The organism is Xanthobacter pollutisoli, from assembly GCF_040044995.1.
Lineage (GTDB): Bacteria > Pseudomonadota > Alphaproteobacteria > Rhizobiales > Xanthobacteraceae > Xanthobacter.
In genome coordinates this window covers 71,407-95,955 of the sequence record NZ_JBDZDP010000002.1, presented here as the reverse complement: position 1 = coordinate 95,955, position 24,549 = coordinate 71,407, and the positions used below count along the sequence as shown (strand labels likewise).

The 24,549-nt window shown below is 68.7% G+C and carries 23 protein-coding genes; 19 read left to right on the top strand and 4 right to left on the bottom strand.

The window, feature by feature from the left end:
- The first annotated feature begins 18 nt into the window (after positions 1-18).
- Positions 19-1,020 (top strand): fumarylacetoacetate hydrolase family protein, encoded by a 1,002-nt coding sequence (locus ABLE93_RS05800; protein WP_348838599.1) that lies wholly within the window; start codon positions 19-21, stop codon positions 1,018-1,020.
- 381 nt (positions 1,021-1,401) lie between these two features.
- Here ABLE93_RS05800 and ABLE93_RS05795 read toward each other — a convergent pair whose 3' ends face one another.
- Complete coding sequence (locus tag ABLE93_RS05795) at positions 1,402-2,307, bottom strand: LysR family transcriptional regulator (protein WP_348838598.1); 906 nt, start codon at positions 2,305-2,307, stop codon at positions 1,402-1,404.
- 143 nt (positions 2,308-2,450) lie between these two features.
- On the opposite strand from ABLE93_RS05795, the gene mmsB reads away from it, so the two are divergent.
- From mmsB to ABLE93_RS05780, 3 genes are all read left to right on the top strand, one after another.
- Positions 2,451-3,329 (top strand): 3-hydroxyisobutyrate dehydrogenase, encoded by an 879-nt coding sequence (gene mmsB / locus ABLE93_RS05790; protein ID WP_348838596.1) that lies wholly within the window; start codon positions 2,451-2,453, stop codon positions 3,327-3,329.
- 78 nt (positions 3,330-3,407) lie between these two features.
- Complete coding sequence (locus tag ABLE93_RS05785) at positions 3,408-4,616, top strand: ABC transporter substrate-binding protein (protein WP_348838594.1); 1,209 nt, start codon at positions 3,408-3,410, stop codon at positions 4,614-4,616.
- A 39-nt stretch (positions 4,617-4,655) separates the two neighbouring features.
- On the top strand, positions 4,656-5,204 hold the full coding sequence (locus ABLE93_RS05780; protein WP_348838592.1) for an amino acid synthesis family protein: 549 nt from the start codon (positions 4,656-4,658) through the stop codon (positions 5,202-5,204).
- A gap of 479 nt (positions 5,205-5,683) precedes the next feature.
- Here ABLE93_RS05780 and ABLE93_RS05775 read toward each other — a convergent pair whose 3' ends face one another.
- Positions 5,684-6,850: an MFS transporter gene (locus ABLE93_RS05775; RefSeq protein ID WP_348838591.1), complete on the bottom strand. Its 1,167-nt coding sequence runs from the start codon at positions 6,848-6,850 to the stop codon at positions 5,684-5,686.
- A 103-nt stretch (positions 6,851-6,953) separates the two neighbouring features.
- Here ABLE93_RS05775 and ABLE93_RS05770 point away from each other — a divergent pair, with 103 nt between their 5' ends.
- Positions 6,954-7,880: a LysR family transcriptional regulator gene (locus tag ABLE93_RS05770; RefSeq protein WP_348838589.1), complete on the top strand. Its 927-nt coding sequence runs from the start codon at positions 6,954-6,956 to the stop codon at positions 7,878-7,880.
- 18 nt (positions 7,881-7,898) lie between these two features.
- Here the strand turns inward: ABLE93_RS05770 and pdxR are convergent, their stop codons facing one another.
- Positions 7,899-9,374 carry a MocR-like pyridoxine biosynthesis transcription factor PdxR gene (gene pdxR, locus ABLE93_RS05765; protein WP_348838588.1) on the bottom strand — a complete coding sequence of 492 codons (1,476 nt, stop codon included), beginning with the start codon at positions 9,372-9,374 and terminating at the stop codon, positions 7,899-7,901.
- Between the two features lie 240 nt (positions 9,375-9,614).
- On the opposite strand from pdxR, the gene ABLE93_RS05760 reads away from it, so the two are divergent.
- The 12 genes from ABLE93_RS05760 to ABLE93_RS05705 all read left to right on the top strand — a co-directional run bounded on the left by ABLE93_RS05760 (position 9,615) and on the right by ABLE93_RS05705 (position 21,045).
- Complete coding sequence (locus tag ABLE93_RS05760; RefSeq protein WP_348838587.1) at positions 9,615-10,142, top strand: CinA family protein; 528 nt, start codon at positions 9,615-9,617, stop codon at positions 10,140-10,142.
- Complete coding sequence (locus ABLE93_RS05755) at positions 10,139-11,110, top strand: CobW family GTP-binding protein (protein ID WP_348838585.1); 972 nt, start codon at positions 10,139-10,141, stop codon at positions 11,108-11,110. The genes ABLE93_RS05760 and ABLE93_RS05755 overlap by 4 nt, the downstream gene beginning before the upstream one ends.
- A gap of 142 nt (positions 11,111-11,252) precedes the next feature.
- Positions 11,253-11,987, top strand: coding sequence for an orotidine 5'-phosphate decarboxylase / HUMPS family protein (locus ABLE93_RS05750; RefSeq protein ID WP_348838584.1), 735 nt, complete (start codon positions 11,253-11,255; stop codon positions 11,985-11,987).
- Positions 11,984-13,447 (top strand): aldehyde dehydrogenase family protein, encoded by a 1,464-nt coding sequence (locus ABLE93_RS05745; protein WP_348838581.1) that lies wholly within the window; start codon positions 11,984-11,986, stop codon positions 13,445-13,447. Before ABLE93_RS05750 ends, ABLE93_RS05745 begins: the two co-directional genes overlap by 4 nt.
- A gap of 120 nt (positions 13,448-13,567) precedes the next feature.
- Positions 13,568-14,824, top strand: coding sequence for an amidohydrolase family protein (locus ABLE93_RS05740; protein ID WP_348838580.1), 1,257 nt, complete (start codon positions 13,568-13,570; stop codon positions 14,822-14,824).
- Between the two features lie 104 nt (positions 14,825-14,928).
- The gene (gene nadC, locus ABLE93_RS05735; RefSeq protein ID WP_348838579.1) at positions 14,929-15,819 is read left to right on the top strand and encodes a carboxylating nicotinate-nucleotide diphosphorylase; all 891 of its coding nucleotides are present in this window, start codon (positions 14,929-14,931) and stop codon (positions 15,817-15,819) included.
- Positions 15,820-15,862: 43 nt separating this feature from the next.
- Positions 15,863-16,621, top strand: a complete 759-nt coding sequence (locus ABLE93_RS05730; protein ID WP_348838577.1) for a pyrimidine 5'-nucleotidase — start codon at positions 15,863-15,865, stop codon at positions 16,619-16,621.
- A 5-nt stretch (positions 16,622-16,626) separates the two neighbouring features.
- Entirely contained in the window at positions 16,627-17,757 is a 1,131-nt protein-coding gene (locus ABLE93_RS05725) for an ABC transporter substrate-binding protein (RefSeq protein ID WP_348838576.1), read from the top strand.
- A gap of 28 nt (positions 17,758-17,785) precedes the next feature.
- On the top strand, positions 17,786-18,670 hold the full coding sequence (locus ABLE93_RS05720; protein ID WP_348838575.1) for a branched-chain amino acid ABC transporter permease: 885 nt from the start codon (positions 17,786-17,788) through the stop codon (positions 18,668-18,670).
- The gene (locus ABLE93_RS05715) at positions 18,667-19,557 is read left to right on the top strand and encodes a branched-chain amino acid ABC transporter permease (RefSeq protein WP_348838574.1); all 891 of its coding nucleotides are present in this window, start codon (positions 18,667-18,669) and stop codon (positions 19,555-19,557) included. Before ABLE93_RS05720 ends, ABLE93_RS05715 begins: the two co-directional genes overlap by 4 nt.
- Positions 19,557-20,324: an ABC transporter ATP-binding protein gene (locus ABLE93_RS05710; protein WP_348838572.1), complete on the top strand. Its 768-nt coding sequence runs from the start codon at positions 19,557-19,559 to the stop codon at positions 20,322-20,324. The genes ABLE93_RS05715 and ABLE93_RS05710 overlap by 1 nt, the downstream gene beginning before the upstream one ends.
- Entirely contained in the window at positions 20,317-21,045 is a 729-nt protein-coding gene (locus ABLE93_RS05705; RefSeq protein ID WP_348838570.1) for an ABC transporter ATP-binding protein, read from the top strand. Before ABLE93_RS05710 ends, ABLE93_RS05705 begins: the two co-directional genes overlap by 8 nt.
- 5 nt (positions 21,046-21,050) lie before the next feature.
- On the opposite strand, the gene ABLE93_RS05700 is transcribed toward ABLE93_RS05705, so the two are convergent.
- Positions 21,051-21,884 (bottom strand): SDR family NAD(P)-dependent oxidoreductase, encoded by an 834-nt coding sequence (locus ABLE93_RS05700; RefSeq protein WP_348838568.1) that lies wholly within the window; start codon positions 21,882-21,884, stop codon positions 21,051-21,053.
- 189 nt (positions 21,885-22,073) lie between these two features.
- Between ABLE93_RS05700 and ABLE93_RS05695 the strand changes: the two genes are divergently transcribed.
- Together ABLE93_RS05695 and ABLE93_RS05690 are read left to right on the top strand one after the other, a co-directional pair.
- Entirely contained in the window at positions 22,074-23,225 is a 1,152-nt protein-coding gene (locus tag ABLE93_RS05695; RefSeq protein ID WP_348838566.1) for a polysaccharide biosynthesis/export family protein, read from the top strand.
- Between the two features lie 13 nt (positions 23,226-23,238).
- Positions 23,239-24,546 (top strand): KpsE/RkpR family capsule polysaccharide export protein, encoded by a 1,308-nt coding sequence (locus ABLE93_RS05690; RefSeq protein WP_348838564.1) that lies wholly within the window; start codon positions 23,239-23,241, stop codon positions 24,544-24,546.
- The last annotated feature ends 3 nt before the right edge of the window (positions 24,547-24,549 follow it).

Genomic DNA, 24,549 nt, shown 5'->3' with positions numbered 1-24,549 from the left:
ACGCCGAAAGGACGCATCATGAAGCTTGCCACCTATCTGACGGACAACGGACAAAGGCTAGGCGTCGTCGACACGGAACGCTCGATCATCTTGGATCCCTACGCCGCCACCAGCGCGCAGGCGGGCGGGCGGGATGAGCGGCTGCGCACCATGGAGGCGCTGATAACGGCCGGACCGGATGCCCTCGCCGACCTGCGACGGCTGGTGGCCGCCGGCACGTCGCAGGGCGACTTCACCACCCCCCTTTCGGAGGTCCGCCTTCTCGCGCCATTGCCGGTTCCGGCGCAGTTCCGCGACTGCTCCGTCTTCGAGCGGCACATCCGCGACGGCGCCGCCGGCATGGCGCGCGTCTCCGCGAGGCTCCAGGGGCGGTCGCCGCCCGAGCCGGCAGGTGGAGACGGCGTCCCCGCCGTCTATCGGCAACTGCCGGTCTACTATATCAGCAACCGCTTCAATGTCGTCGGGCCCGACGTTGAGATCGTCTGGCCGGGCTACAGCAAGATCATGGACTTCGAGCTGGAAATCGCCGCGGTGATCGGCCAGGGTGGGCGCAATATCGACGCATCGCAGGCGGCTGGACACATCTTTGGATACACGATCTTCAACGACTTCTCGGCCCGCGACCGGCAAAGCGTAGAGATGACCGGCTGGCTGGGTCCGGCCAAGGGCAAGAGCTTTGACGGCGGCAATGCCTTCGGGCCGTGGATCGTCACCCCGGACGAACTCGGCGACTACCGCGATCTCAAGGTCTGCGTGAAGGTCAACGGCGAGGAGTGGATCCGCACGGACATGCGCGGAATGCTGCACGGCTTCGAGGACATAATCGCCTACATCTCCTGTGACGAGACCTTGCATCCCGCAGAAATCATCGCGTCTGGCACGGTCGGCGGTTGCTGCGGGCTTGAACTCGACCGCTTTCTCGCGGATGGAGACGTCATCGAACTGGACGTCGACCGGATCGGCATCCTGCGCAACACCGTGCGGATGAGCCGGGACAACGCAAGCCATAGGGCAACCTAGGCTGCATCGTTGGCCGCAAATCACCCTGGCAGATCCCCGTCAACGCGTAGGCGGGGGTTCCGGCAAGGAGGAGGCCAGAGCCTATATGCGCCATTCACAAGGCGAGCTGGTGCTCGAAGGAGGATGTTCCGCGGCCAAGCCCTAATCCAACGCCGGCTTCGGTTGTGGCATGGCAGTTATTTGCCACGCGCGCCCGATTGCCGGCGCAGATGGCGCAGAGGCCTGGCTGCGTCTCTCCGAGAAGTACGGGTGTCCAGGAGAGGCTAGGCTCCCCGGAATTTGTGCCAACGCACCGGGTGTGGTCGTCTTGGTCGTCAAGAAACCCCTGGCGCGTTCGCATGTCAGCCAAGTTCAAGACTGAATGGCGCCTCGCCCGCCGTCTCAAAGGTTCTGCTCGGCCGGCTGCATCAGTATGGCGGCTTCGTTGGCGAGTTCCTGTGTGATGAAATCTGCTGTGATGCGCACCCGCGCGATGTTCTTCTGCTCCTCATGCACGATGATCCACCATGAGCGCACGAGGCGTACCGCTTCAGGCAGCACCAGCTTTAGGTCCGGACAGCCGGACGCGAGGAAGTAGGGCAGGATGCAGACACCGAGTCCAGCCCGCGCCGCATGCATCTGGGCAAAGAGGTTCGAGCTCTGGAAGGCTGCATCGATACCGGTGGCGACTTCGCCGAGATAGTCCAGTTCGCGGGTGAAGATGAGGTCGTCGATATAGCTGATGAAGCGATGGCGGCGCAGGTCCTCCACGCTGCGGATCGCGGGATTGGCTGCGAGATAGGCGGCGCTGGCGAACACGCCGAGGCCGTAGGTCGCCATCTTGCGGGTCACGAGGCGCCCGCGTTCCGGCATGGTCAGGGCAATGGCGATGTCCGCCTCGCGCTTGGTGAGGTTGAAGGAGCGCGGCGTGGCGACGAGCTGCACCTTCAGCGCCGGGTTTTGGTCCAATAGGCGGGTGAGGCGCGGTGACAGGAAATAGGCGCCGAAGGCATCCGGCGCACCGATGCGCACCGTTCCGGAGATGGACACGTCGCGCCCCGCTATCTCGTCCTGCGCGGTCTGGGCCTGAAGCTCCATGGCCTCGGCCGCCTCCAGCAGGCGCAGGCCTGCGTCGGTGAGCGTCAGACCGCCCGGCGCGCGCACCACGAGGCGGGTGCGGATGTCCGCCTCCAGGTCCGCGAGATGGCGGCTGACCGTGGAATGCTTCACCCCCAGAGTCTTCGCCGCAGCTGAAAGCGTGCCACCTCGCGCCACTGCGATGAGCGCCCGCAGATACTCCCAGTTCATGCCACGCCCCGCTGCCCATTTCTGCACAACTATGGCGGAAACATAAGCAGCGCCTGTCCATGAAGGAACAGCTAATCCTCGTTGCCGCACATTCGCGCACCGCTCTTCAAGGCATCGGCCGCGCGAGAAGGGGAATTTTCGGCGTGGCACATATCGTCTTCATCGGCCTCGGCAACATGGGCCGTCCCATGGCGGCCAACCTCCAGAAGGCCGGGCATTCGGTCACCGGTTTCGACCTGTCGGCCGAGGCGCGCACGGCGGCTACCGGGGCGGGGCTGAAGGTGGCGTCGTCGCAGGATGGCCTGTTCAACGGCGCGGACGTGGTCATCACCATGCTGCCGAGCGGCGCGGCGGTGCGCGAGGTCTGGGCGCGGGTGGTGCCGCAGATGGCGCCGGGAGCGCTGATGATCGATTCTTCCACCATAGATGTGGCGAGCTCCCGCGCGGCCCATGATCTGGCGGCGTCCGCGGAACTGCTCTCCCTCGATGCGCCGGTCTCCGGCGGCACAGAGGGCGCGACGGCAGGCACGCTGACCTTCATGGCGGGCGGCACGGACGAGGCCTTCGCCGTCGGCCAGCCTCTGCTTGCGGCCATGGGGCGGCGCATCGTGCATTGCGGCGGGCCCGGCAACGGCGAGGTGGCCAAAATCTGCAACAACATGATCCTCGGCGTCTCGATGATCGCCGTCAGCGAGGCGTTCAACCTCGCCGAGTCCCTCGGCCTCTCCCATCAGGCCCTGTTCGAGGTGGCTTCCACCTCCTCGGGCCAGTGTTACGCCCTCACCACCCATTGCCCGGTGCCGGGCCCCGTGCCCACCGCCTCGGCCAATCGCGGCTATACGCCGGGGTTCGCCACCGAGCTGATGGCGAAGGACCTTCGCCTCTCGCAGGAAGCCGCCGACGCCAGCGGCTCCCGCACCCCCCTCGGCGCAGCGGCGGAGGACATCTTCGGGCGCTACGCGGCCAATGGCGGGCGCGGTCGGGACTATTCCGCGGTCATCTCCTATCTGAAAACCCTCTGAACTTCGGCGCCAAACGAAGTTCACGGACATAACGGGGAAGCCGCAAGCAGAACGAACAAAAACAATGGAGGAAACAAGATGAAATCACGCATCCTTATGGGACTTGCCATTCTTCTCGCCGCAACGACAGCAGCGGGCGCGCAAGCCCCGACGACGGTGAAGATCGGCGTCCTCAACGACCAGTCCGGCGCCTATGCCGACATGGGCGGTGTCGGTTCCGTCGTCGCCGCGCAGCTCGCCATCGAGGATTCCGGCCTGAAGCAGAAGGGCTGGACCATCGACGTGGTCTCCGCCGACCACCAGAACAAGGCCGACATTGCCGCGAACGTTGCCCGCGGCTGGTTCGACGTGGACGGCGTCGACATGATCACCGACGTCACGAATTCGGCGGCGGCCCTCGCGGTCAACCAGATCACGCGGGACAAGAACAAGGTGATGCTGGCCTCCGGCCCCGCCACCTCGGATCTCACCGGCAAGGCCTGCTCGCCCAATACCGTGCACTGGACCTCCGACACCTGGGCCTTCGCCCATGGCACCGGACAGGCCATCGTCAAGACCGGCGGGGACACCTGGTTCTTCCTCACCGCCGACTATGCCTTCGGCCAGGCGCTGGAGCGCGATACGGCTGACGTGGTGGAGACGAACGGCGGCAAGGTGATCGGCCGCGTGCGCGTTCCGCTCGGCACGTCCGACTTCTCTTCTTTCCTCGTGCAGGCGCAGGGATCGAAGGCAAAGATTGTCGGACTCGCCAATTCAGGAGCGGACACCACCAACTCCATCAAGCAGGCAGCTGAATTCGGCATCGTGGCCGGCGGCCAGAACCTCGCCGGGTTGCTCATCTACATTTCCGATGTGCACTCCATGGGCCTTCCCGTCGCGCAGGGGCTGATCCTCACCTCGCCCTTCTACTGGGACATGAACGACAAGACCCGCGCCTTCTCCCAGCGCTTCGCCGAGAAGATGCGCGGCGCCAAGCCGACGATGGTGCAGGCCGGCGTCTATTCCGCGACCCTCAACTATCTGAAGACGGTGGCGGAGTTGGGCGATGCCAAGGACGGCCGCAAGGTGGTGGACGCCATGAAGGCCAAGCCCATCAAGGACCCCCTGTTCGGCGAGGGCCGCATCCGCGCGGACGGGCGCAAGATCCACGACATGTATCTATTCGAGGTGAAGAAGCCCGCCGAGTCCAAGGCGCCGTGGGACTACTACAAGCTGCGCGCCACCATTCCCGCCGAGGACGCCTTCCGGCCGCTCTCCCAGAGCGAATGCGCCCTGCTGAAGAGCTGACCGAGGTTTCGCCCGTCATCCAAGTCCGAAGGAAATGTCATGTCATTGCTGAAGGTGCGCAAGCTCGTGGTGCAGGTGGAAGAGACCCATGAGGAAATGGGCCGCGCGGTTTCCCCGCCCAGCCGCAAGGTCACGGTGGCGGCTGTCATCGCCAATCCCTATGCAGGAAAGTATGTGGATGATCTGACCCCGCTTTACGATCTCGGCGCGGAAGTGGGCGGCCTGCTGGCGACCCGTGGCGTGGCGGCACTGGGGATCGCGCCGGATGAGGTGGTGAGCTACGGCAAGGGCGCCGTGGTCGGGGTCAACGGAGAGCTGGAACACTCGGCCGCCCTGCTGCATCCGCGATTCGGCGCACCGGTCCGGGCCGCGGTCGGCACCGGCAAGGACATCATCCCCGGCACCAAGAAGATGGGCGGGCCGGGCGCGCCGCTCCTCATGCCGCTGACCAACAAGAACAACATCTGGAGCTTCGACGACATGGATTCGACGGAGATCGCCATCCCCGACGCGCCGCGGCCGGACGAAATTCTCATCGCCCTGTGCCTCGGCGTGGGCGGGCGCCCGCTCCACCGCATCGGCAAATAGCTCTTCGATGGTTGCGGCGGCGTCGGCGATGGGGAGGCGGTTCCCCACCCTTCCAGACGTCCCTGGCGCCCCCGCTCAGCCGGGGCCTGCGCGCGATTGCTCGCGCGCAGGCCCGGGTTTTCGCTTTTGGGGCCAGTTGCGTGGCGACGTACCGTACCTCGCTCCGCCGAGGCTTTTGCGCCCCAGTCCATTCTCGCTTTTCGCATTTTCGTACGAGGCGGTAGCAGGCAGGACAGCCGCGACCACCGGCTGCCCTCAGGCCGCGCCGCCTCGATATCGCGCACCGAACAAGCGGCCATACTCCCGCGTGAACTGGGGCACGCTCTCGTAGCCGACGTCGAAAGCTGCCGAGCTCGCGCTCATGCCCTCCCAAAGCATGAGGCCTGCGGATGTCCCGGGCGTGCGCCGGCGAGAGTGCGGCCGATGCCTTCATCGTGGGGGACACCGACCCGAGGCGACGCCCCCACGTCGCCTCCGGCTCAGGCGGGCACCGTCTCCATCGGGCGGCGGCCGCGGCGCAGGATCAGGGCGAAGGCGAGGCCTGCGAGGGCGGTGGCCGCGCCGGCCAGCGACACTGCCGGATAGCCGAGCCCCGCGTCGATCACCGCCCCGCCCAGCGCCGCGCCGAGGGCGTTGCCCAGGTTGAAGGCGCCGATGTTCATGGCGGACGCGAGATGGGGCGCCTCGGCGGCTTCGTGCACCACCCGCATCTGCAGCGGCGGCACCAATGCGAAGCTGGCAATGCCCCACAGGAAGACCAGCGGCACGGAGGCGACCTTGGAGTCCATGCCGATGGCAAACAGGGTCAGCAGCACCACCACGGCCACCAGCGACCCGATGAGCGTGCCGTCCGGCCAGCGGTCGGCGAAGCGCCCGCCCATCCAGTTGCCCACTGCGAGCCCCAGACCGTAGATGACGAGCATGGCGGTGACGAAGGCGGAGGCGGCTCCCGTCTCCAGGCGCAGGATGGGCGCGATATAAGTGAAGACGGTGAACATGGCGCTCGCGCTCACCACGGTGAGCAGCAGCGCCGCGAGCACCGGCCCGCGCGCCAGCACCCGCAGTTCCGAGCGCATGTCGGTTTCCCCGTCGGTCTTCAGCGGCGGCAGGGAGAAGCGCAGGGCCAGCATGGCCACGGCGCCGATGAGGGCGATGCCGAAGAAGGCGGTGCGCCAGCCCACCGCCTCGCCCACCCACGCCGCGAGCGGCACGCCGCCGATGGTCGCGATGGTGAGGCCGGAGAACATGGCGGCCACCGCGCCCGCCCGCTTCTCGGGCGGCACGATGTTCGCCGCCACCACCGCTCCGACGCCGAAGAAGGCGCCGTGGTTGAACGAGGTGACGATGCGGCCCGCCAGCAGCGTCCAATAGCCGTCGGCAAAGGCGGAGATGAGGTTGCCGACGGTGAAGATGGCCATGGACAGGATGAGGAGCCGGCGGCGCGGCATGCTGGCGAAGGTGAGCGTCATGATGGGGGCGCCCACCAGCACGCCGAAGGCGTAGGCGCTCACCAGCAGGCCCGCCGCGGGGATGGAGACGCCAAGGTCGTCGGCGATCACCGGCAGCATGCCCATGGGCGCGAACTCGGTGACGCCGATGCCGAACGCGCCGATGGCGAGCGCCAGCAGGGGGAGATTGATCTTCATGGCCGAAAAGCTCCGCCGAATTGTTCCATGGCGGTATATGATCCACCCTGCGGTGGCGCAGTAGAGCCCCGTCCGGTCAAGCATCTTTGCGTCGGAGTCACGAATGGAGCGTGCCGATCGCGCGGGCGAGATGGCCATCTTCCTCAAGGTGGCGTGCGCCGGCAGCCTCTCCGGCGCGGCGCGGGAGCTCTCCCTCACCCCCTCGGCGGTGAGCCGCATCGTCGCCCGCATCGAGGCGCGGCTCGGGGTGCGCCTCATGGTGCGCACCACCCGCCAGCTGCGCCTCACCGCCGAAGGGGAGGCCTATGCGCGGGCGGCGCGGCGCATCCTCGCCGATCTCGACGAGACCGAGAGCGCCCTCGCCGACCGGGCCCGGCCGCGCGGCCGCATCCGCGTCAGCGCCGCCATGGCCCATGGCCGCCTCGTCATCGTGCCGCTGCTGGGCGCGTTCGTGGCGCGCTACCCGGACATCGCGGTGGAAATGGAGATCAGCGACGAGGTGGCGGACGTGATCGGCGGGCGGGTGGACGTCGCCATCCGCTTCGGGCCGCTGCTGGACAGCCCCTTGACCGCGCGGCGCCTGGGCGAGACCGGACGCACGGTGATCGCCTCGCCCGACTATCTCGCCCGCCACGGCACGCCGCGGGTGCCCGCCGACCTTGCCGATCACAACTGCCTCGACTTCAGCTTCCGTCGCATCGAGCCGGGTTGGCCCTTCCGCGAGAACGGACGCGACTACATGCTGGCGGTGAAGGGCAACATTACCGCCAACAATGGCGAGACGCTGGTGCAGCTCGCCGCCCAGGGCGTCGGTATCACCCGGGTGGGCAATTTCCACATCGACGAGGCGAGCGCCCGGGGGGAGTTTGCCGAGGGCGCGCTGGTGCCGTTGCTGGAGGACTTCAACCCGCAGGATCGCGAAAGCATCCACGCCGTCTTCGTCGGAGGCCCGAATACACCGGCGCGGGTGCGGGTGTTCGTGGATTTTCTTTCCGAGCATCTGCGCGGTGGCAATGGCGATCCGGCCTGACCCCCGCAGCGCGAGCGGCTAGATGCGCTCGCGCAGGCGGGTGATGCCGGCCTCGATCTGCTCCTCGGAGAGCGAGGCATAGCCCATCAGCAACCAGTCGTTGCTCACGTCTGCGGTGCCGTATTCGTGGCCGCCGCCGGTCTGGATGGTATAGACGCCGACGTTCCGGCTCTTGGCCAGCGCCGCCATCTGGTGGGCGCGCGGCAGGCCGGGCGGGATCTTCCACGCGAGATGGGTGCCGGCCTCGGTGCCGCGCACCTCCACCCGGCCGAACTGGCCGCGCAGGGCGGAGAGCAGCGCGTCGCGCCGCTGCTGGTAGCGCAGCCGCACCCGCCGCAGATGGCGCACGAAGCCGCCGGTGAGCAGGAATTCCGCGAGCGCCGCCTGCTCCAGCCACACCTGGCCGTTGTCCAGCAGCGCCTTGGCGGCGGCGGCCGCCGGCGCCAGATGCTCGGGGAAGATGGCAAAGCCCGTGCGCAGCCCCGCCCCGAGGGATTTGGAGAAGGTGCCGAGATAGATCACGTTTTCCGGGCTCATGGCCTTGAGCGCCGGCAGAAGCATGCCGCCGAAATGGAATTCGTTGTCGTAATCGTCCTCGATCAGATAGGCGCCGGTGCGGTCGGCCCAGCTCAGGAGCTCGCGCCGGCGCTCCAGCGAAAGCACGCCGCCCATGGGATACTGGTGGGACGGCATGACATAGGCGAGCTGCGCCTCCACCCCTGCGAGCCGGCGGGTGTCGATGCCGTGCTCGTCGGTGTCGATCGGGGCGAGGCGCATGTTTACGCTCTCGAACAGATAGGCCGCGCCCTGGCTGCACGGGTTCTCCACCACGATGGCGTCGCCCTCCCGCGACAGCACTCGGAGGGCGAGGTTGAGGGCGAGCTGCGCGCCGGCGACGATCACCACCTGCTCGGGCCGCACATGGATGTCGCGCAGCACCGCCACATGGTCGGCGATGGCGCTGCGCAGCGCCATGAGCCCGCACGGATCGCCGTATTCGGTGAGGTTGTGCCCGGCCACCGCGAGGGAATGCAGGATGAGCCGGCGCCATGTCTTCAGCGGAAAGGCGCGCGGATCGGTGCGCTGGGGCCAGAAGTCGATGGGGATGCGGCTGTTGTTGAGGATCGAGTGGGGCCGGCCGGTGAAGGCGGCGGGGGCGAGGCGCTCCGGCGAGCGCCGCTCGGCGGCTGGCACGGCATCGGGCATCGCCGCCACGCCCGACGCACCCCCGACGGTGCTCATGGCCTGCTCGGGGAGCACGGTCGCCACATAGGTCCCCACCATCGGGCGGGTGATGAGATAGCCCTCGTTGATGAGCCGCTCGTAGGCGAACGTCACCGAATTGCGGGAGATGCCAAGCTGCTGGGCGAGGTGGCGCGAAGACGGCACCGCCGCCTCCGCCTTCAGCCGTCCGTCCAGGATCTGCTGGCGGATCTGCTCGAAGAGCTGCTCCTGGAGGCTCTGGGCGGAAGTTCGGTCGAGGGAGATCAGCACGTCGCGCCCCGGCTGGTTGGACCACCCGAAATCCTAGAGCGTGATGGGGCCAGTTTCGAGAGGGCCAGTCGATGACGGCCTTTTGGGGCCACGCCTTCCCCTTGCTTGACTTGCCGCAGGCCGGGAAACCATTTTTCCCAAGATAAGAGCGTGCTTCCCGCGAAGCCCTTCCGCACCAAGATGCCGCTCTCCGACGTTGCCGCTCAATAACACTGCCGCTCCAAGGACAAGGCCACGCGTATGCCGGACACCGCCCTGCTCGCCGCGGATGAAACCCTCTTCCCCCCTGCCCTGCTGGACCTCGCGGCCGAGGTGCTCGCCGCCGCCCGCGCCCGCGGCATCCGCCTCGCGGCGGCCGAGACGGTCACGTCCGGCCTCGTCAGCGCCTGCCTGACCTCGGTCTCGGGCGCCTCGGAGATCTTCGAGCGGGGCTATGTGCTCTATCATTCCTCCGCCAAGGCCACCGGCCTCGACGTGCCGGAAGCGGTCTCGGCGGCCCACGGTGCGGTCAGCGCGGAAGTCACGCGCGGGCTCGCTCTCGGCCTCCTCGACCATTCCCAGGCCGGCGCCACTGTGGCCATCACCGGCTATGCGGGGCCGGGCGGTGGCAATGCCATCAATCCGGTCGGCACCATCTTCGTCGCCGCGGCGACCCGCGACGGCGGCCTGGCCGAAGAGCGGCACGTCTTTCCCGGCAGCCGCGACAACGTGCGGCTGGAGGCGGTGCGCGCCGCCCTCACCCTGCTGAAGGGCCAGCTTTCGGCATGAGCGACATACCGGTCGTCCTGCTCTCCGGCTTCCTCGGCGCCGGCAAGACGACCCTGCTCAACGACCTGCTGAAGCGCCCCGAATTCCGCGATACCGCGGTCATCGTCAACGAGGCGGGCGACGCCGGCATCGACCACGCCTTGCTCGAGACCGGCAGCGACGACGTGCTGCTGCTGGAAGGCGGCTGCATCTGCTGCCGCATGAAGGGCAGCCTCAACACCACCCTCAACGGCCTGTTGCGCCGCCGCGCCCTCGACGGCCTGAGCTTCGCCCGCGTGGTGGTGGAGGCGAGCGGCCTCGCCGATCCGGCGCCCATCCTCCATGCGCTGATCGCCGATCCGCTGTTCAACCGGCATTTTTCCATCGCCGGCGTGACCACCGTGGTGGACGCCGCCAACTTTCCCACAACCCTCGCCCACCACGCCGAGGGCGTGACGCAGGTGGCGCTCGCCGACCGCATCCTCGTAACCAAGACGGATCTGGCCAGCGCCGACCAGATCGCCCTGGTGGAGACCGAGGTCGCGGCCCTCAACCCGCTGGCGGAGCGGCATCTTCTGTCCGGCGCGACGCGCGACGGCTCGCTGATCTGGATCGACCCGCGCGAGGCGCCGCGGCCGCTGCGCCGGCGGTTCATGGCGAGCGCCGTGACCCATGCCGTTACCACCTCCTCCCTGGTGTTTCCCGGCCGCCTGACGCAGGACGACGTGGACGCCTGGCTCGACCGCGTCGGCGATTTGTTTGGCGGCGCTCTGCTGCGCCTGAAAGGCATCCTGCTGCTGGAGGAAGTGGCGGAGCCCGTGGTGCTGCACGGCGTGCAGGGCCTCGTCTATTCGCCCGGCACGCTGCCGGATGCGGCGCGCGCCACGGCGGGCGAGAACCGCATGGTCCTCATCGGCCGCGATCTCGAGGAGCAGGACCTCGTCGATGCCCTGACGCTGCTCGCCTCCATGGCCCGCGCTCCGGGCTGAGGCGCGCTGCGGCGGGCGGCGGACTGGTCCCACGGCGCTGCGATCCGCCACTGGCTCCATAAGCCCGACATTCACAGGCGCTACCTCGCCGCACGGACCCCGCCTAGCGTCCGATCGCAGGATGAAAAGCCGCGAGGAACCAATGGCCAAGGCATTTTCCGGCAGGGTGGGACTGGTCCCCGCCCTCGACATCGAGACCCAGGAGCGCTTCGACGCGGTGGTGAAGGCCACGTCCGGCGTGGAAGGCGTCGCCGGCTACAAGCTCGGGCTCACCAGCGTGATGCGCCACGGCCTCAAGGAAGCCATGCGGCGGGTGCGCGACCTCACCGACCTGCCGATCCTGTACGACCACCAGAAGGCCGGGCCGGACATGCCCGACATGGCGAAGAAGTTCACCGCCCTGTGCGCCGAGGCCGAGGTGGATGGCCTGATCCTGTTTCCCGTCGCCGGCCCCACGGCGGTGGACGGCTTCGTCGGCGAAGCGCTGAAGGCCGGCATCGCGCCGGTGGTGGGTGGCGAGATCCCGGTCGCCGATTACGGCGTCTCTGGCGGCGGCTACCTGCTCGACGACGCGCTGGACCGTATCCTCGCCCGCTCGGCCGCTGCCGGGGCGGACCATTTCGTGCTGCCGGCCCACGACATCGCCAAGGTGACGCGCTGGTCGCAGTGGATCGCCGGCAATGTGAAGGATCCGCTGGTCTTCCTCACCGGCTTCGGCTCCCTCGGCGGCACCATCGCGGGCGCGTTCGCCGCGGCCCAGGCCTGCCCGCGCCGCTTCGCCATCGTCGGCCGCCTCATCACCGACGCGCCGGACCCGGCCGCTGCCGCCGCCAAGCTCTATGCCCAGATGCAGGAGCAGGAACGGGTGGCCTCGTGAGCCGGACGGCCTCCCTGCCGCGCGACCTGCCGTCGACGCCCTTCGTCGACGGCGCCTTCGCCCCGGCAGCGGGCGGCGGCGAGACCCTCGTGTCGCCCTGGACCGGACGGCCCCTGGCGCAGGTGGTCATGGCCGGCGCGGCCGAGAGCGAGGCCGCCATCGGCGCGGCCCGCCGGGCCTTCGACGCCACCGACTGGCCCCATCTGCCTCCGGCCGACCGTGGCGCCATCCTCCACCGCATCGCCGCCGGCATCCTTGCCCGCGCGGACGACTTCGCCGCCGTGGAAGCGCTCAACGGCGGCAAGCCGGTGTCCGGCGCCATGCGCGAGGTGGAGGGCGCGGCCCGTGTCTTCACCTACTACGCCGGCGCCATGGACAAGGTGTTCGGCGACACCATCCCGCTCGGGCGGGACCTGCTGGATTTCACCCTGCGCGAGCCGCTCGGCGTGGTCGCGCAGATCGTGCCGTGGAATTTTCCGCTGCTCGGCGCCTCCTGGAAGCTTGCCCCGGCGCTCGCGGCAGGCTGCACGGCCATCCTCAAGCCGGCGCCGCTCACCCCGCTCAGCGCGCTGCTGCTCGCCGAGGTGTGCCGCGCCGCAGGCGTGCCCAACGGCGTGGTGAACATCCTGCCCGGCGGCGCGGACGTGGGGCGGATCCTCGCGGAGGATCCGCGCATCGACGGCATTTCCTTCACCGGTTCGACGGCGGTCGGCGCCGAGGTGATGCGCCTCGCGGCCACCTCCATCAAGCGCGTGGCGCTGGAACTGGGCGGCAAGAATGCCGCCGTGGTCTTCGCCGACGCGGACATCGCCAAGGCCGCCGCGAGCGCGGTGGCATCGGGCTTCGGCAATGCCGGGCAGTCCTGCTCGGCGCGCTCGCGCCTGCTGGTGGAGCGTGCGGCGATTCCCGCCTTCTCTGCCGCCTTCGCCGCAGCGGCGGAAAAGCTGCGGACCGGCGAGCCCCTCGACCCCGGAACGAGCCTGGGCCCGCTGATCTCCGCCGGCCACCGGGAGGCCGTGGACCGCAGCGTGACGCTCGCCCGCGACGCCGGCGCCAAACTGGTCACCGGGGGCGCGATGCCCGCGGGCGACGGCTTCTTCTATCCGCCGACCATTCTCGGCGAGGTGGGGCCGGACAATCCGGCATTCCGCACTGAGATGTTCGGCCCGGTCTGCTCCATCACACCCTTCGAGACGGAGGCGGAGGCGATCGCCCTCGCCAACGACAGCGAATATGGCCTCAACGGCTCGGTCTGGTCCCGCGACATCGGCCGGGCGCTCAGGGTGGCGCGGGGGGTGCGGACGGGCATGGTGGCGGTCAACGGGCTGCCCAGTGCGTCCAAGACCTCGGTGTTCGCGCCTTTCGGTGGCTACAAGCGCTCCGGCATCGGCCGCGAGCTGGGCCTCAGCGCGCTCGATTTCTACTGCGAGATCAAGAACGTGGTGGTGGACCTCACGTAGCGTGAACGAAATGGGGCCACAAACTTGGCCCTGGACCCATCGATGCGACGGCCGCTGGCTCTCAATGCCCAGCAAGTCGCCTTGCTAGCTTTTTAACCAGACCAGAGAGGCTCAGAGCGTATGGCCATCGCAATTGTCGGCGGGACCATGATCGACGGCACCGGGGCGGACCCGGTGCGGGACGCCGTGCTGGTGATCGAGGACGGCCGCATCACTGCCGCCGGCCCGTCGAGCCAGGTGCGGCTCCCGGCCGATGCCACGCGGCTCGACGCGGCGGGCCGCACGGTGCTCCCCGGCTTCATCGACACCCACGTCCATGGCACCTACCGGGCGCGCGACATGCGCCAGCATCTGCTCAACACGCCCACCTACAATGTGCTGAAGTCCATCGAGGTGTTCCGCGAGACGCTGGCCTGCGGCATCACCACCGCGCGCGACATGGGCGGCGCGGATGCCGGCTTCCGCCAGGCCATCGAGGAAGGCGTCATCGACGGGCCGCGCCTGCTGATCTCCCTCGGCATGGTCTCCCAGACCGGCGGCCACGGCGACTACTGGCTCCCCGCCGGCATGCGCATCCAGAAGCGCGCCTGGCTCCCCCACATGGTCGCCGACGGCGTGGAGGAGATCCGCCGCCTGGTGCGCGAGCTGCTCATGCGCGGCGCCGACTTCATCAAGATCTGCGCCACCGGCGGCATCACCTCGGTGACCGACAGCTGGGACGAGCCGCAGTTCACCATCGATGAGATCTCCACCGCGGTGCGCGAGGCGGCAGCCAAGGGCAAGAAGGTGGCTGTCCACGCGGAAGGCCTCGCCGGCATCCGCAACGCGGTGCGCTCCGGCATCCATTCACTGGAGCACGGCTGGTTCATGGATGAGGAATCCGTAGACCTGATGATCAAGGGCGGGATCTGGTGGGTGCCGACATTGGCGCTCGTGCCGCTCTCCATCGAGCACCGCCGCAAGAATTCCGCCTGGGCGAGCCACCAGCTCGGGCAGGAGGACGTGAAGGACGCGCAGATCTACTCGCTCATGCAGACCCAGATCCCCCTGTGGAAGGAGGCGGTGAAGCGCGGCGTGAAGGTGGCCATGGGCACCGACCAGTCCCACCGCCTGCTGGTAGGCGAGAACATGGTCGAGCTCGGCTTCATGGTGGACTGGCTCGGCATGTCGCCCATGGAGGTGATTGTCGCCTCCACAACCAAGGCGGCCGAATGCATCGAGCAGGGCGGCGTCGGGGCGCTGAAGGCCGGCATGCACGCGGACGTGCTGGTGGTCGATGGCGATCCGCTCACGGACATTCGCATCCTCGAAGAGCGCGAGCGCCTTCATCTGGTCATGAAGGGCGGCAAGGCCTTTACCAACCGCCTCGCCGCGTGAGGGGGCCGTCCCCAAATAAATGTACTAACTCAATTGAGTTAGTTGAAATTGAGTGCTAGGCCGTAACCAAGACCGGGCCGCAAGATGCCCGAGGAGCCCGCGCGATGAAGTTGAACCGCTTTATGATCCGTCCGCTCATCGAGATGGGCCTGCGCGAGGAGCTCAGCTCCGGCGACACGACCGGCGGGTTCCTGGTGGGCGAGGATCCGATCCAGACGGCGAACATCTATGCCAAGGGCAAGGGCATCGTCTGCGGCATGCTGTTCGCCGACGAGACCATCCGCTCCATCGAGCCCGAGGCGCGCATCGAATACCTCGTCGAGGACGGCGATGCGGTCGAGCCCGGCACCGTGCTGATGCGGGTGCAGGCCCGCGCCTCCACCTTCTTCGTCATCGAGCGCTCCGCCCTCGACTGGCTCCAGCAGATGAGCGGCATCGCCACCAAGACCCGCCGCTACGCGGATCTGGTAAAGCACACCGGCGTTCGCATCACCGACACCCGCAAGGGCTGGCCGGGCCTGCGCATGGTGCAGAAGTATGCCGTGCGCGTGGGCGGCGCCCACAACCACATCTTCAACCTCGCCAACTGCGTGCTGGTGAAAGACAACCACATCAAGATCGCCGGCTCCATCACCGAGGCGGTGAAGATCCTGCGCGCCACCGCCCAGCACACCTTCAAGTTCGAGGTGGAATGCGAGAGCCTGGAGATGGTGCAGGAGGCGCTCGACGCCGGCGTCGAGATCATCATGTTCGACAACATGGACCTCGACGAGATGCGCGACGGCCTGAAGCTCACCAAGGGCCGGGCCATGACCGAGGCGTCCGGCGGCATCAACGAGACCACCATCGTCCCCATCGCCGAGCTCGGGGTGGACGTGATCTCCATCGGCGACCTCACCCACACGGTGAAGGCGCTCGACATCAGCCTGGACGTGAAGGACATCAAGCCAAGCGCCCACCGCACCATCGACCGCCTGAAGCAGATGTCCACCTGATGGCGGCAGAAGCGCGGCGGCACGTGCGGCGAGGAGCGCGGGGATGAACGTGGCGATGGGTGGACCGGCACTTGCGGCCGCAGTGGAAGGCGCGGACAGCGCGACCTTCCGCCTGCGTCCGGGCACGGACACCTTCGTCTTCGACCTCGACGACACGCTCTATCCCCGCGCGGCGGGTCTCTATGCCCAGATGCTGGCCCGGGTCGTCCTGTACATCCAGGAGCTGACCGGCTGCGAGCGGGACGCCGCGGTGGCCCTGCACGCGCGCTATTATGAGGACTACGGCACCTCGCTCGTCGGCCTGACCCGCCATCACGGCGTGAAGCCCCAGGACTTCCTCGCTTTCGTCCACACCATCGATCTGTCGGCGCTCGACGTCAGCGCCGAGCTGTCGGCCGCGCTGGCGGCCCTGCCGGGTCGGCGCATCGTCTTCACCAACGGGTCCGCCGCCCATGCCGAGCGCGTGCTCGGGCGCCTCGGCATCGCCGACCTGTTCGAGGGCGTGTGCGACATCGCCGCCTGCGGCTACGTGGGCAAGCCCGAGCGCGCCGCCTACGAGACCCTGCTGGAGCGCCACGGCATCGTTCCCGAACGCTCCGTGATGTTCGACGACCGGGCGGTGAACCTCCTCATCCCCCACGCGCTCGGCATGCAGACGGTGCTGATCGGCGACCACGGCCTGCCCGAGCCGGCGGATGCCGCCCATGTCCACTTCCGTGCCGACAGCCTCATGCCCCTGCTCGCCCTCGCCGGCGGGCTCGCGGTCCCGAACGACCAAAAAATAAACCTTCCTCAGGAGTAACGATCATGCACACGCGCCTTACGCGCCTTCTCGTCGCCGTCTCCGCCTGCGCCCTCGCCACCTCCGCTCTCGCGGAAGACGTGAAGCTGGGCGTGGTCCAGTCCACCTCCGGCGGCTCGGCCGCCCTCTATGGCACCATGCAGAAGAACGGCGCGGAGCTCGCCGCTGCGGAGATCAACGCCTCGGGCAAGCTCGGCGACATCAAGCTGGTGCCGGTGCACCAGGACGATGCCGGCGATCGCGGCCAGACGGTCAACATCTTCCAGCGCCTCATCAACCAGGACAAGGTGAAGGTCATCTTCGGACCCACCCTGACCACCTCGGCCTTCGCCGCCGATCCCATCGCCAACGCCGCCAAGGTGCCGGTGATCGCTTCGTCCAACACCGCGCCCGGCGTACCGGCCATTGGCGAGTACATCTTCCGCACCAGCGCCCCCGAGGCGGCTGTGTTCCCCGGCGTCCTGGCCTATGCCCAGAAGCGCTATTCGCCCAAGACCGCGGCGCAGATCTACGGCATCGACGACGTGCTGATGAAGGCGGCCTACGGCGTGCACAAGGCCGCCCTCGACAAGGCCGGCATCAAGGTGGTCGCCACCGAGACCTTCCAGAAGGGCGACGTGGACTATTCGGCCCAGCTCACCAAGATCAAGGCGGCCAACCCCGACATCATCGTCGTCGGCGGCCTCGCCGAGGAGACCGCGAACATCGTTCGGCAGGCGCGCCAGCTGGGCATTCCCCAGACCACCGTCTTCCTCGGCGCCAACGCGGCCATCTCCACCAAGCTCGCCGACCTCGCCGGCCCCGCCGCCGAGGGCTTCCTCGTGGGCTCCGGCTGGTTCATCGACTTCGACAGCCCGCTGAACAAGGCGTTCGTGGAGGCCTACAAGGCCAAGTACGGCTCCTCGCCCGACACCTTCGCGGCGCAGGCCCATGCGGCCGTCACCATCTTCGCCGATGCGGTGAAGCGCGCCGGCGGCGTCTCCGATCCGGCGAAGCTGCGCACCGCCATCGCCGACACCAAGGACCTCGACACCGTGCTCGGCCCCTTCTCCTTCGACAATGACCGCGAGCCGGTGCTCGCCGCCAAGGTGCTGGAGCTGAAGGACGGCAAGTTCCAGCTCGCCCCCGTGAAGTGACCTTCCGCACCGGCCGGGAGACCCGCGGATGACCACCTTCCTCCAGCAGGTCGTGAACGGGCTTTCGCTCGGCTCGATCTACGCTGTGTTCGCGATCGGCTGCACCCTGATCTTCGGCGTGCTCAACATCGTGAACCTCGCGCAGGGCGCCTTCTTCATGGTCGGCGCCTATCTGGGGCTGGAGGTGGCGCTCCTCGGCCTGCCGCTGCCGCTGGCGCTCGCCGTCGCCCTGGTGGGCGGCGGCCTTCTCGGCATGGCGTCGGAGCTTCTGGTCTTCCGCGTGCTGCGCATGCGCGGCGGACACAAATGGATGGGGCTGGTGGCGAGCCTCGCGCTGGCGCGGCTCCTCGTCGGCCTCGCCCAGGAAATCTTCGGCACCGCCGTCCATGGCTATCCACCGAGTTCCCTCACCGCGATGGTGTGGGAGGTCGGCGGCGTCCGGGTGCAACTGCTCCAGGTCATCGTGGTGGTGACGGCCGTGGTGCTCATGGCCATCCTCGGCTTCACGTTGCAGAAGACCTCCATGGGGCGGGCCATCCGCACCGTCGCCTTCTCCGAGGACGTCGCCCGCATCGTCGGCGTGGAGGTGGGCCGCACCATCCTCGCCACCTTCTTCATCGCCGGGGCGCTGGCCGGCGCGGCCGGCGTGCTGCTTGGCCTGCTGTTCAACGTGGTGTCGCCCTTCATGGGCGAGCACATGCTGGTGAAGGGCCTCACCGTCATCATCCTCGGCGGCCTCGGCAACATTCCCGGCGCGGTGGCCGGCGGCTTCCTCCTGGGCCTCGTCGAGGTGTTCTCGGTGGCCTATGTCTCGTCCGCCTTCCGCGACGCCATCGGCTTCGGACTGATCTTCCTGATCCTCCTGGTGAAGCCCACGGGCCTGTTCTCCGGCTTCGAGGAGCGCCGCGCATGATGGCCGTCCTCGACAACTTCATGGCGAGCTACGGCAACCTGGTGAACCTGTGCCTGCTCAACACCCTGCTCGCCTACGGGGTGTGGCTGGCGCTGTCCGCCAACATGTTCACGCTGGGCACCGGCGGCTTCATGGCGGCCGGCGCCTATTGCAGCGTCTTCCTCACCATGCAAGTGGGCGTCCCCTTCGCCTTTGCCGTTCTGGCGGGCGGCGTGTTGGCGGCGGCCATCGCGCTCGTCATCGGCGCGCCGGTGCTGAAGCTGCGGGGCGACTACTTCATGCTCGCCACCTTCGCCTTCACCGAGGTGGTGCGCGTCATCGCCCTGAACTGGGACGCGGTGACGGGCGGGGCCATCGGCATCTACGGCATCCCGCGCCACACCGAGACGTGGCAGCTGGTGGTGCTGGTGCTGATCGCCATCTACTTCGTGTTCGCGCTGCGCCGCTCGTATTTCGGCCGCTCCATCGCCGCCATCCGGCAGGACGACGTGATGAGCCAGGCCATGGGCGTCAACGTCTTCGCCCAGCGCCTGTCCCTCTTCATCGCCTCCGGCTTCGTCAGCGGCGGCGTGGGCGGGCTCGCGGCGCACATGAACTTCTTCATCGGCCCGTCGGACTTCGGCCTGATCCGCAGCGTCGACGCCCTCGCCTACCCCATCCTCGGCGGCGTGAACGCGCTGCTCGGCCCGCTGGTGGGCGCCATCTTCACCACCATCCTGCCCGAGCTGCTGCGCTTCTCCAGCCAGTGGCGCGAGATCCTCATGGGCCTCCTGATCCTCGCCGTGGTGCTGTTCCTGCCCGGCGGGGCCATGTCCCTCCTCCGGTTCCGGCCGCGCCCGCGCGCGGCCAAGCCGGCGGGCACCGCCGTGCGGCAGGGAGCGGAATGATGGCAGCGACCCTCGAACTCTGGCAGGTTGCCAAGCGCTTCCAGGGCGTGGTGGCGGTGGACAGCGTCTCGCTTACCGCCGCCCGCGGGCGGGTGACGGGTCTGATCGGGCCGAACGGCTCGGGCAAGACCACCACCATGAACATGATCACCGGCCTCTACCCCACCGATGCCGGCCACATAAAGCTCGACGGCGTGGACATCGCCCGCTACGCGCCGCACCGGGTGGCGGCGCTGGGCGTGGCGCGGACGTTCCAGAACATCCGCCTGCTGTCCAGCGAGACGACCCTCCACAACGTGCTGCTTGGCGCCCACCGCCACCAGTCGGCGGGGCTGATCGACGTGCTCTTCTCCTTGCCGGGGCTGAAGCGCAGCGAGCAGCGCGAGACCGAGCGCTGCGCCGCGCTCATCGACCTCGTCGGGATCTCCCATCTCAGGGACGTGCCCGTTGGCGGGCTCTCCTACGGCGACCGGCGGCGGGTGGAGATCGCCCGCGCCCTCGCCACCAAGCCGCGCCTGTTGCTGCTGGACGAGCCGGCGGCGGGCATGAATTTCGCCGAGAAGCGGGCCCTCGCCGACCTCGTCATCGCCATCCGCGACATGGGCGTCACCGTGCTCCTCATCGAGCACGACATCGAGTTCGTGGCGCGGGTCAGCGACCATATCGTGGTGCTGAACTTCGGCCGCGAGATCGCCGCAGGCACGCCGGAGGAGGTCCGCCGCATGCCAAGCGTGATCGAGGCCTATCTGGGGACCGAGGATGCTTGAGCTCGCCAAGGTCACCTCCGGCTACGGCGCCGTCGCGGCGGTGGAGGACATCGACATCACCGTGCCGGCGGGCGCCTGCGTCTGCCTCATTGGCGCCAACGGCGCGGGCAAGACGACGACGCTCCTCACCATCTGCGGCCTGGTGCGGGCCTTCTCCGGCGCGGTGCGCATCGACGGGCGCGACATGACGCGCAGCCCCGCCGACAAGATCGTGCGGGCCGGCGTCTCCCTCGTTCCGGAAGGGCGGCGGGTGGTGGCCTCCATGTCGGTGGAGGACAATCTGAAGGTCGGCGCCTATGTGCGCGGCAACGACCCCGCCATCGCCGAGGACATGGAGCGCATCTACGCCCGCTTTCCCCGGCTCAAGGAGCGGCGCTTCCAGTATGCCGGCTCGCTGTCCGGCGGCGAGCAGCAGATGCTGGCCATGGGACGCGCGCTGATGGCCCGGCCCAAGGTGCTGCTGCTCGATGAGCCCTCCATGGGCCTCGCGCCGCACGTGGTGAACGACATCTTCGCCACCATCGCCGACATCAACGCCCAGGGCACCACCGTGCTGCTGGTGGAGCAGAACGCCCGCAAGGCGCTCGGCGTCGCCGACTACGGCTACGTCATGGAGCACGGCCGCATCCTCTTCGGCGATACGGCCGAGGCGCTGTCGAGCGATCCGCGGGTCATCGCCGCCTATCTCGGCATGCGGGCCAGCGAGTCCGCGGCGGGGTGAAGCCGTCAGCGCTTCGCGGGGCGGCGCAGAAGGCGCATCTGCACCCGGGCGAGGACGCCGCCGGCGAGGCCCTGAAGGCGGGCGATGGCGGCAAGGTCCGCCGTCGGCGCCGACAGGAATCCACCGCGCTCGGCGGTTCGGATCATGTGGGCCGCGACCCTGTCCGGCGACAGGGGCGTGCCGGCTCCCGCGAAGGGGGCGATGGCGGCGGGCCGCAGCCTCGACTCATAGGCGAGCTGGGGCGTGTCCGTATCGGGCGGCACGGCGACGGTCACGCTCACGCCCGTGCGCGCCAGCTCGATGCGCAGCACCTCGGCGAAGCCCCGCACAGCGAATTTCGACGCGCAATAGCCGGAATAGCCCGCCACCCCGAACAGGCCGGCCGACGAGGCCACCATCACCACATGGCCCCGCCCCGCCGCCACCATGGGCGGGACGCCGGCGTGGACCAGGTTCAAGGTGCCGTGGAAGTTGGTGTCCATCTGCGCGGCGGCGAGGGCCGGATCCTGCTCCAGGAAGAATCCCGGCTCGACGATGCCAGCGCTGGTCACCAGCCAGAGCGGCGCCCCATGTTCCGCACACAGGTTCGAGACGACGTCGGCGCAGGTGGCGCGATCGCGCACGTCGAGCGCCTGCACCACCACCTCGATCCCTTCGGCCGCCATCGCATGCTGGGCCTGCGCCAGCTTGTGGGCATCGCGGCTGAGCAGGGCGACGCGGCACCCGGCCCGGCCGAGACGCAGGGCCGCTGCCAGGCCGATGCCGCTGCCGCCGCCACTGATGATGGCCAGGGGGCGAGATGCGACCGTATCCACAGGCGGCGCGGGTCCGCGCCTCACGGCAGCGCTTCCGACAAAACGATACCTCCTGTTCACCACCATCTCGCATTGCAGCAAACGAAGCGTTAAGACATCTATACGTGTTGCAGCACCGCAACGCTCCCTTAAACGTTGTATGGCTAGGTCGCTCTCACCCGCCGCGGGTTGTATAACAGCGGCGCCAACTGCGGCGGACACGAAGCGGTATTCATGCGATTGATCACCCGAGCCCTGGCCCTGTTCCTGTTTCTCGGGGCGATCTCCGGCTGCACGGTGCTACCTTCGTCGGGCCCGTCGCGCACCGAGATCGAGATGGCGCAGCCGGCGGACGACCAGCGCTACTTGCTGGTGGACGTGGACGACCGCACCCTCGCTCTGCTCGCCCAGGAGCGCGCGCCCACCTTCGGCACCCGTTTCGGCGATTATCGGCCGCCCACCCGCTACGTGGTGGGCGTGGGCGATTCCCTGACCGTCACCATCTGGGAGGCCGCGGCAGGCGGCCTGTTCTCCGGCCCGGTCATCGACCGGCTGGGAACCGGTTCGCGCAGCGCGGTCATTCCCGAGCAGCAGGTGGCGCAGGACGGCTCCATCACCGTGCCCTACGCCGGGCGCATCGCGGTAGCAGGCAAGACCCCGGCGCAGATCGAGGCGACCATCGTGGACCGGCTCAACGGCAAAGCCATCGAGCCGCAGGTGGTGGTCGTCGTGTCGCGCAGCGTGAGCAATGCCGCCACCGTGCTCGGCGAGGTGACGAGCGGGGCGATCATTCCCCTCTCGCCGCGCGGCGACCGCGTGCTGGACGTGATCGCCTCCGCCGGCGGCATCAAGGTGCCCGCCCACGAGGTGTTCGTCCGCCTCAGCCGCGGCGGCTCCACCGTGACGGTGCCCATGCAGGCGCTGATGAATGACCCCAAGGAGGACGTCTACGTCCGCCCGCTGGACAAGATCGTCCTCATCCGCGACCCGCAGACCTTCACCGTGTTCGGCGCTGCCGGAAACCCCACGGTCGTCCCGTTCGATGCCCTGGGCATCACGCTGGAAGAGGCGATCGCGCGGGTCGGCGGCCTGCTCGACTTCCGTGCCGATCCGTCGGGCGTCTATCTCATGCGGGTCGAGCCGGTCCGGTTTGCCGCGCGGCTGCGGCCGGACGAGCAGCCGCTCCAGAGCAACGGCTACGTTCGCGTCATCTATCGCCTCAACATGCGCGATCCGAACTTCATCTTCCTCGCCCGCGGCTTCCAGCTGCGCAGCAAGGATGCGATCTACATCGCCAATGCGCCGCTCGCCGACCTGCAGAAGATCACCTCGCTGTTCAATTCCGTCGCGCAACCCGTGGTAAGCACGGCGGCGGTGGCGCAATAGCGGGCGGCCCGGCATGATCTCACCGGCACCGGCGAACGAGATCAGCAAGGCCAGCGACCCGCCCGCCGCAGCACCGGCGGCCGCCGGCGTCACTGTGTCTCGCAGACTCCAGCGCTTCCTGCCCCGCCTCCATTCGCTGCGCATCCCCGGCGGCACCCTCGCCCGCCGGCGCAATGATGTCTCGGCCAAGGTCGAGCTCGCTGCCGGACGCCGGGCACGCCTGACCCGCGCCGAGCTTGCCGCCGCGAGCTTCGCCCTCTGCGTGCTGCTGCCGACGGTGGCGGTGTTCGTCTATCTCGCCACCCTGGCGGCGCCGCAGTTCCGATCGGAGACGCGCTTCGTGGTGCGCGGCAATCTTGAGACCGTCTCCAACACGGGCGCGGCAGTGTCCAGCAGCAACGTGCCCCAGGTGGCCAACACGCAGGAGGCGCGGGTCATCGTCGATTATCTGCGCAGCCGCGCCATGGTGGATGCCCTGCAGGAGCAGCTGAACCTTAAAAGGGTGTTCGGCATCGGCGCGCGCGACCCGGTGTTCGCCCTCTCGGGCTCGGCGAGCACCGAGGATCTGGTGGCCTACTGGAACCGCCAGGTCAGCGTCAGCCTGGAGCAGCTCTCGGGCGTCATCCGCGTGCAGGTCAGCGCCTTCAGTCCCGAGAGCGCGGCGCTGCTGGCGGCGGCCGTGGTGCGCCAGGCCGAGGCCGTGGCCAACGACCTCACGGCGCGCAATCGCGGCGATCGGGTGCTGGAGGCGGAGGCGGAGGAGCGCGCCGCCTTCACCGAGCTCGCCGTGGTGCGCACGTCCCTGGAGGCGTTCCGCAACACCCAGGGCACGCTGGACCCCACCCGCACGGCCAGCGACGCCTTCGCCGTGATCTCGAAGCTGCGCGACCAGCGCTCGGCCCTCAACACCGACCTCACCGCCGCCCGCGCCCGGCTCGCCGAAGAGTCCCCGGTGGTGCGGGCGCTGAAGGAGCGGCTGCGCTCGCTCGACGAGAAGATCGCCGGCCTGGACGGTGCGCTGCTTGGCGGCAGCGGCGGGCAGGAGGGATCGAGCGGGAATCTGGTCGCGGGCGCCGAGCTGGAAGCCCGCCGGCGCCTCGCCGAGCAGCGCCTGAAGCAGGCGGAGGCCGAACTCGCCGATGCCCGGATGGAACGGGCGCGCCAGCAGGTCTACATCCTCGCCTTCATGGCGCCGACCCTGCCCCATGAAAAAGCGTTCCCCACCCCGCCGCTGCAAGCCGGCGCCGTGTTCGCCATCCTGTTCGCCGCTTGGTCGGTGGTGGCGCTCTACGTGGCGAGCGTCTACGCCCGCACGCGTTGAGCG

What these genes read in the sequence shown, in the direction of transcription:
- ABLE93_RS05800 (WP_348838599.1), top strand. Translation starts at nt 19, where the DNA reads ATGAAGCTTGCCACCTATCTGACGGACAACGGACAAAGGCTAGGCGTC.
- ABLE93_RS05795 (WP_348838598.1), bottom strand. Translation starts at nt 2,307, where the DNA reads ATGAACTGGGAGTATCTGCGGGCGCTCATCGCAGTGGCGCGAGGTGGC.
- ABLE93_RS05785 (WP_348838594.1), top strand. Translation starts at nt 3,408, where the DNA reads ATGAAATCACGCATCCTTATGGGACTTGCCATTCTTCTCGCCGCAACG.
- ABLE93_RS05780 (WP_348838592.1), top strand. Translation starts at nt 4,656, where the DNA reads ATGTCATTGCTGAAGGTGCGCAAGCTCGTGGTGCAGGTGGAAGAGACC.
- ABLE93_RS05775 (WP_348838591.1), bottom strand. Translation starts at nt 6,850, where the DNA reads ATGAAGATCAATCTCCCCCTGCTGGCGCTCGCCATCGGCGCGTTCGGC.
- ABLE93_RS05770 (WP_348838589.1), top strand. Translation starts at nt 6,954, where the DNA reads ATGGAGCGTGCCGATCGCGCGGGCGAGATGGCCATCTTCCTCAAGGTG.
- ABLE93_RS05760 (WP_348838587.1), top strand. Translation starts at nt 9,615, where the DNA reads ATGCCGGACACCGCCCTGCTCGCCGCGGATGAAACCCTCTTCCCCCCT.
- ABLE93_RS05755 (WP_348838585.1), top strand. Translation starts at nt 10,139, where the DNA reads ATGAGCGACATACCGGTCGTCCTGCTCTCCGGCTTCCTCGGCGCCGGC.
- ABLE93_RS05750 (WP_348838584.1), top strand. Translation starts at nt 11,253, where the DNA reads ATGGCCAAGGCATTTTCCGGCAGGGTGGGACTGGTCCCCGCCCTCGAC.
- ABLE93_RS05740 (WP_348838580.1), top strand. Translation starts at nt 13,568, where the DNA reads ATGGCCATCGCAATTGTCGGCGGGACCATGATCGACGGCACCGGGGCG.
- nadC (WP_348838579.1), top strand. Translation starts at nt 14,929, where the DNA reads ATGAAGTTGAACCGCTTTATGATCCGTCCGCTCATCGAGATGGGCCTG.
- ABLE93_RS05730 (WP_348838577.1), top strand. Translation starts at nt 15,863, where the DNA reads ATGAACGTGGCGATGGGTGGACCGGCACTTGCGGCCGCAGTGGAAGGC.
- ABLE93_RS05725 (WP_348838576.1), top strand. Translation starts at nt 16,627, where the DNA reads ATGCACACGCGCCTTACGCGCCTTCTCGTCGCCGTCTCCGCCTGCGCC.
- ABLE93_RS05720 (WP_348838575.1), top strand. Translation starts at nt 17,786, where the DNA reads ATGACCACCTTCCTCCAGCAGGTCGTGAACGGGCTTTCGCTCGGCTCG.
- ABLE93_RS05715 (WP_348838574.1), top strand. Translation starts at nt 18,667, where the DNA reads ATGATGGCCGTCCTCGACAACTTCATGGCGAGCTACGGCAACCTGGTG.
- ABLE93_RS05710 (WP_348838572.1), top strand. Translation starts at nt 19,557, where the DNA reads ATGGCAGCGACCCTCGAACTCTGGCAGGTTGCCAAGCGCTTCCAGGGC.
- ABLE93_RS05705 (WP_348838570.1), top strand. Translation starts at nt 20,317, where the DNA reads ATGCTTGAGCTCGCCAAGGTCACCTCCGGCTACGGCGCCGTCGCGGCG.
- ABLE93_RS05695 (WP_348838566.1), top strand. Translation starts at nt 22,074, where the DNA reads ATGCGATTGATCACCCGAGCCCTGGCCCTGTTCCTGTTTCTCGGGGCG.
- ABLE93_RS05690 (WP_348838564.1), top strand. Translation starts at nt 23,239, where the DNA reads ATGATCTCACCGGCACCGGCGAACGAGATCAGCAAGGCCAGCGACCCG.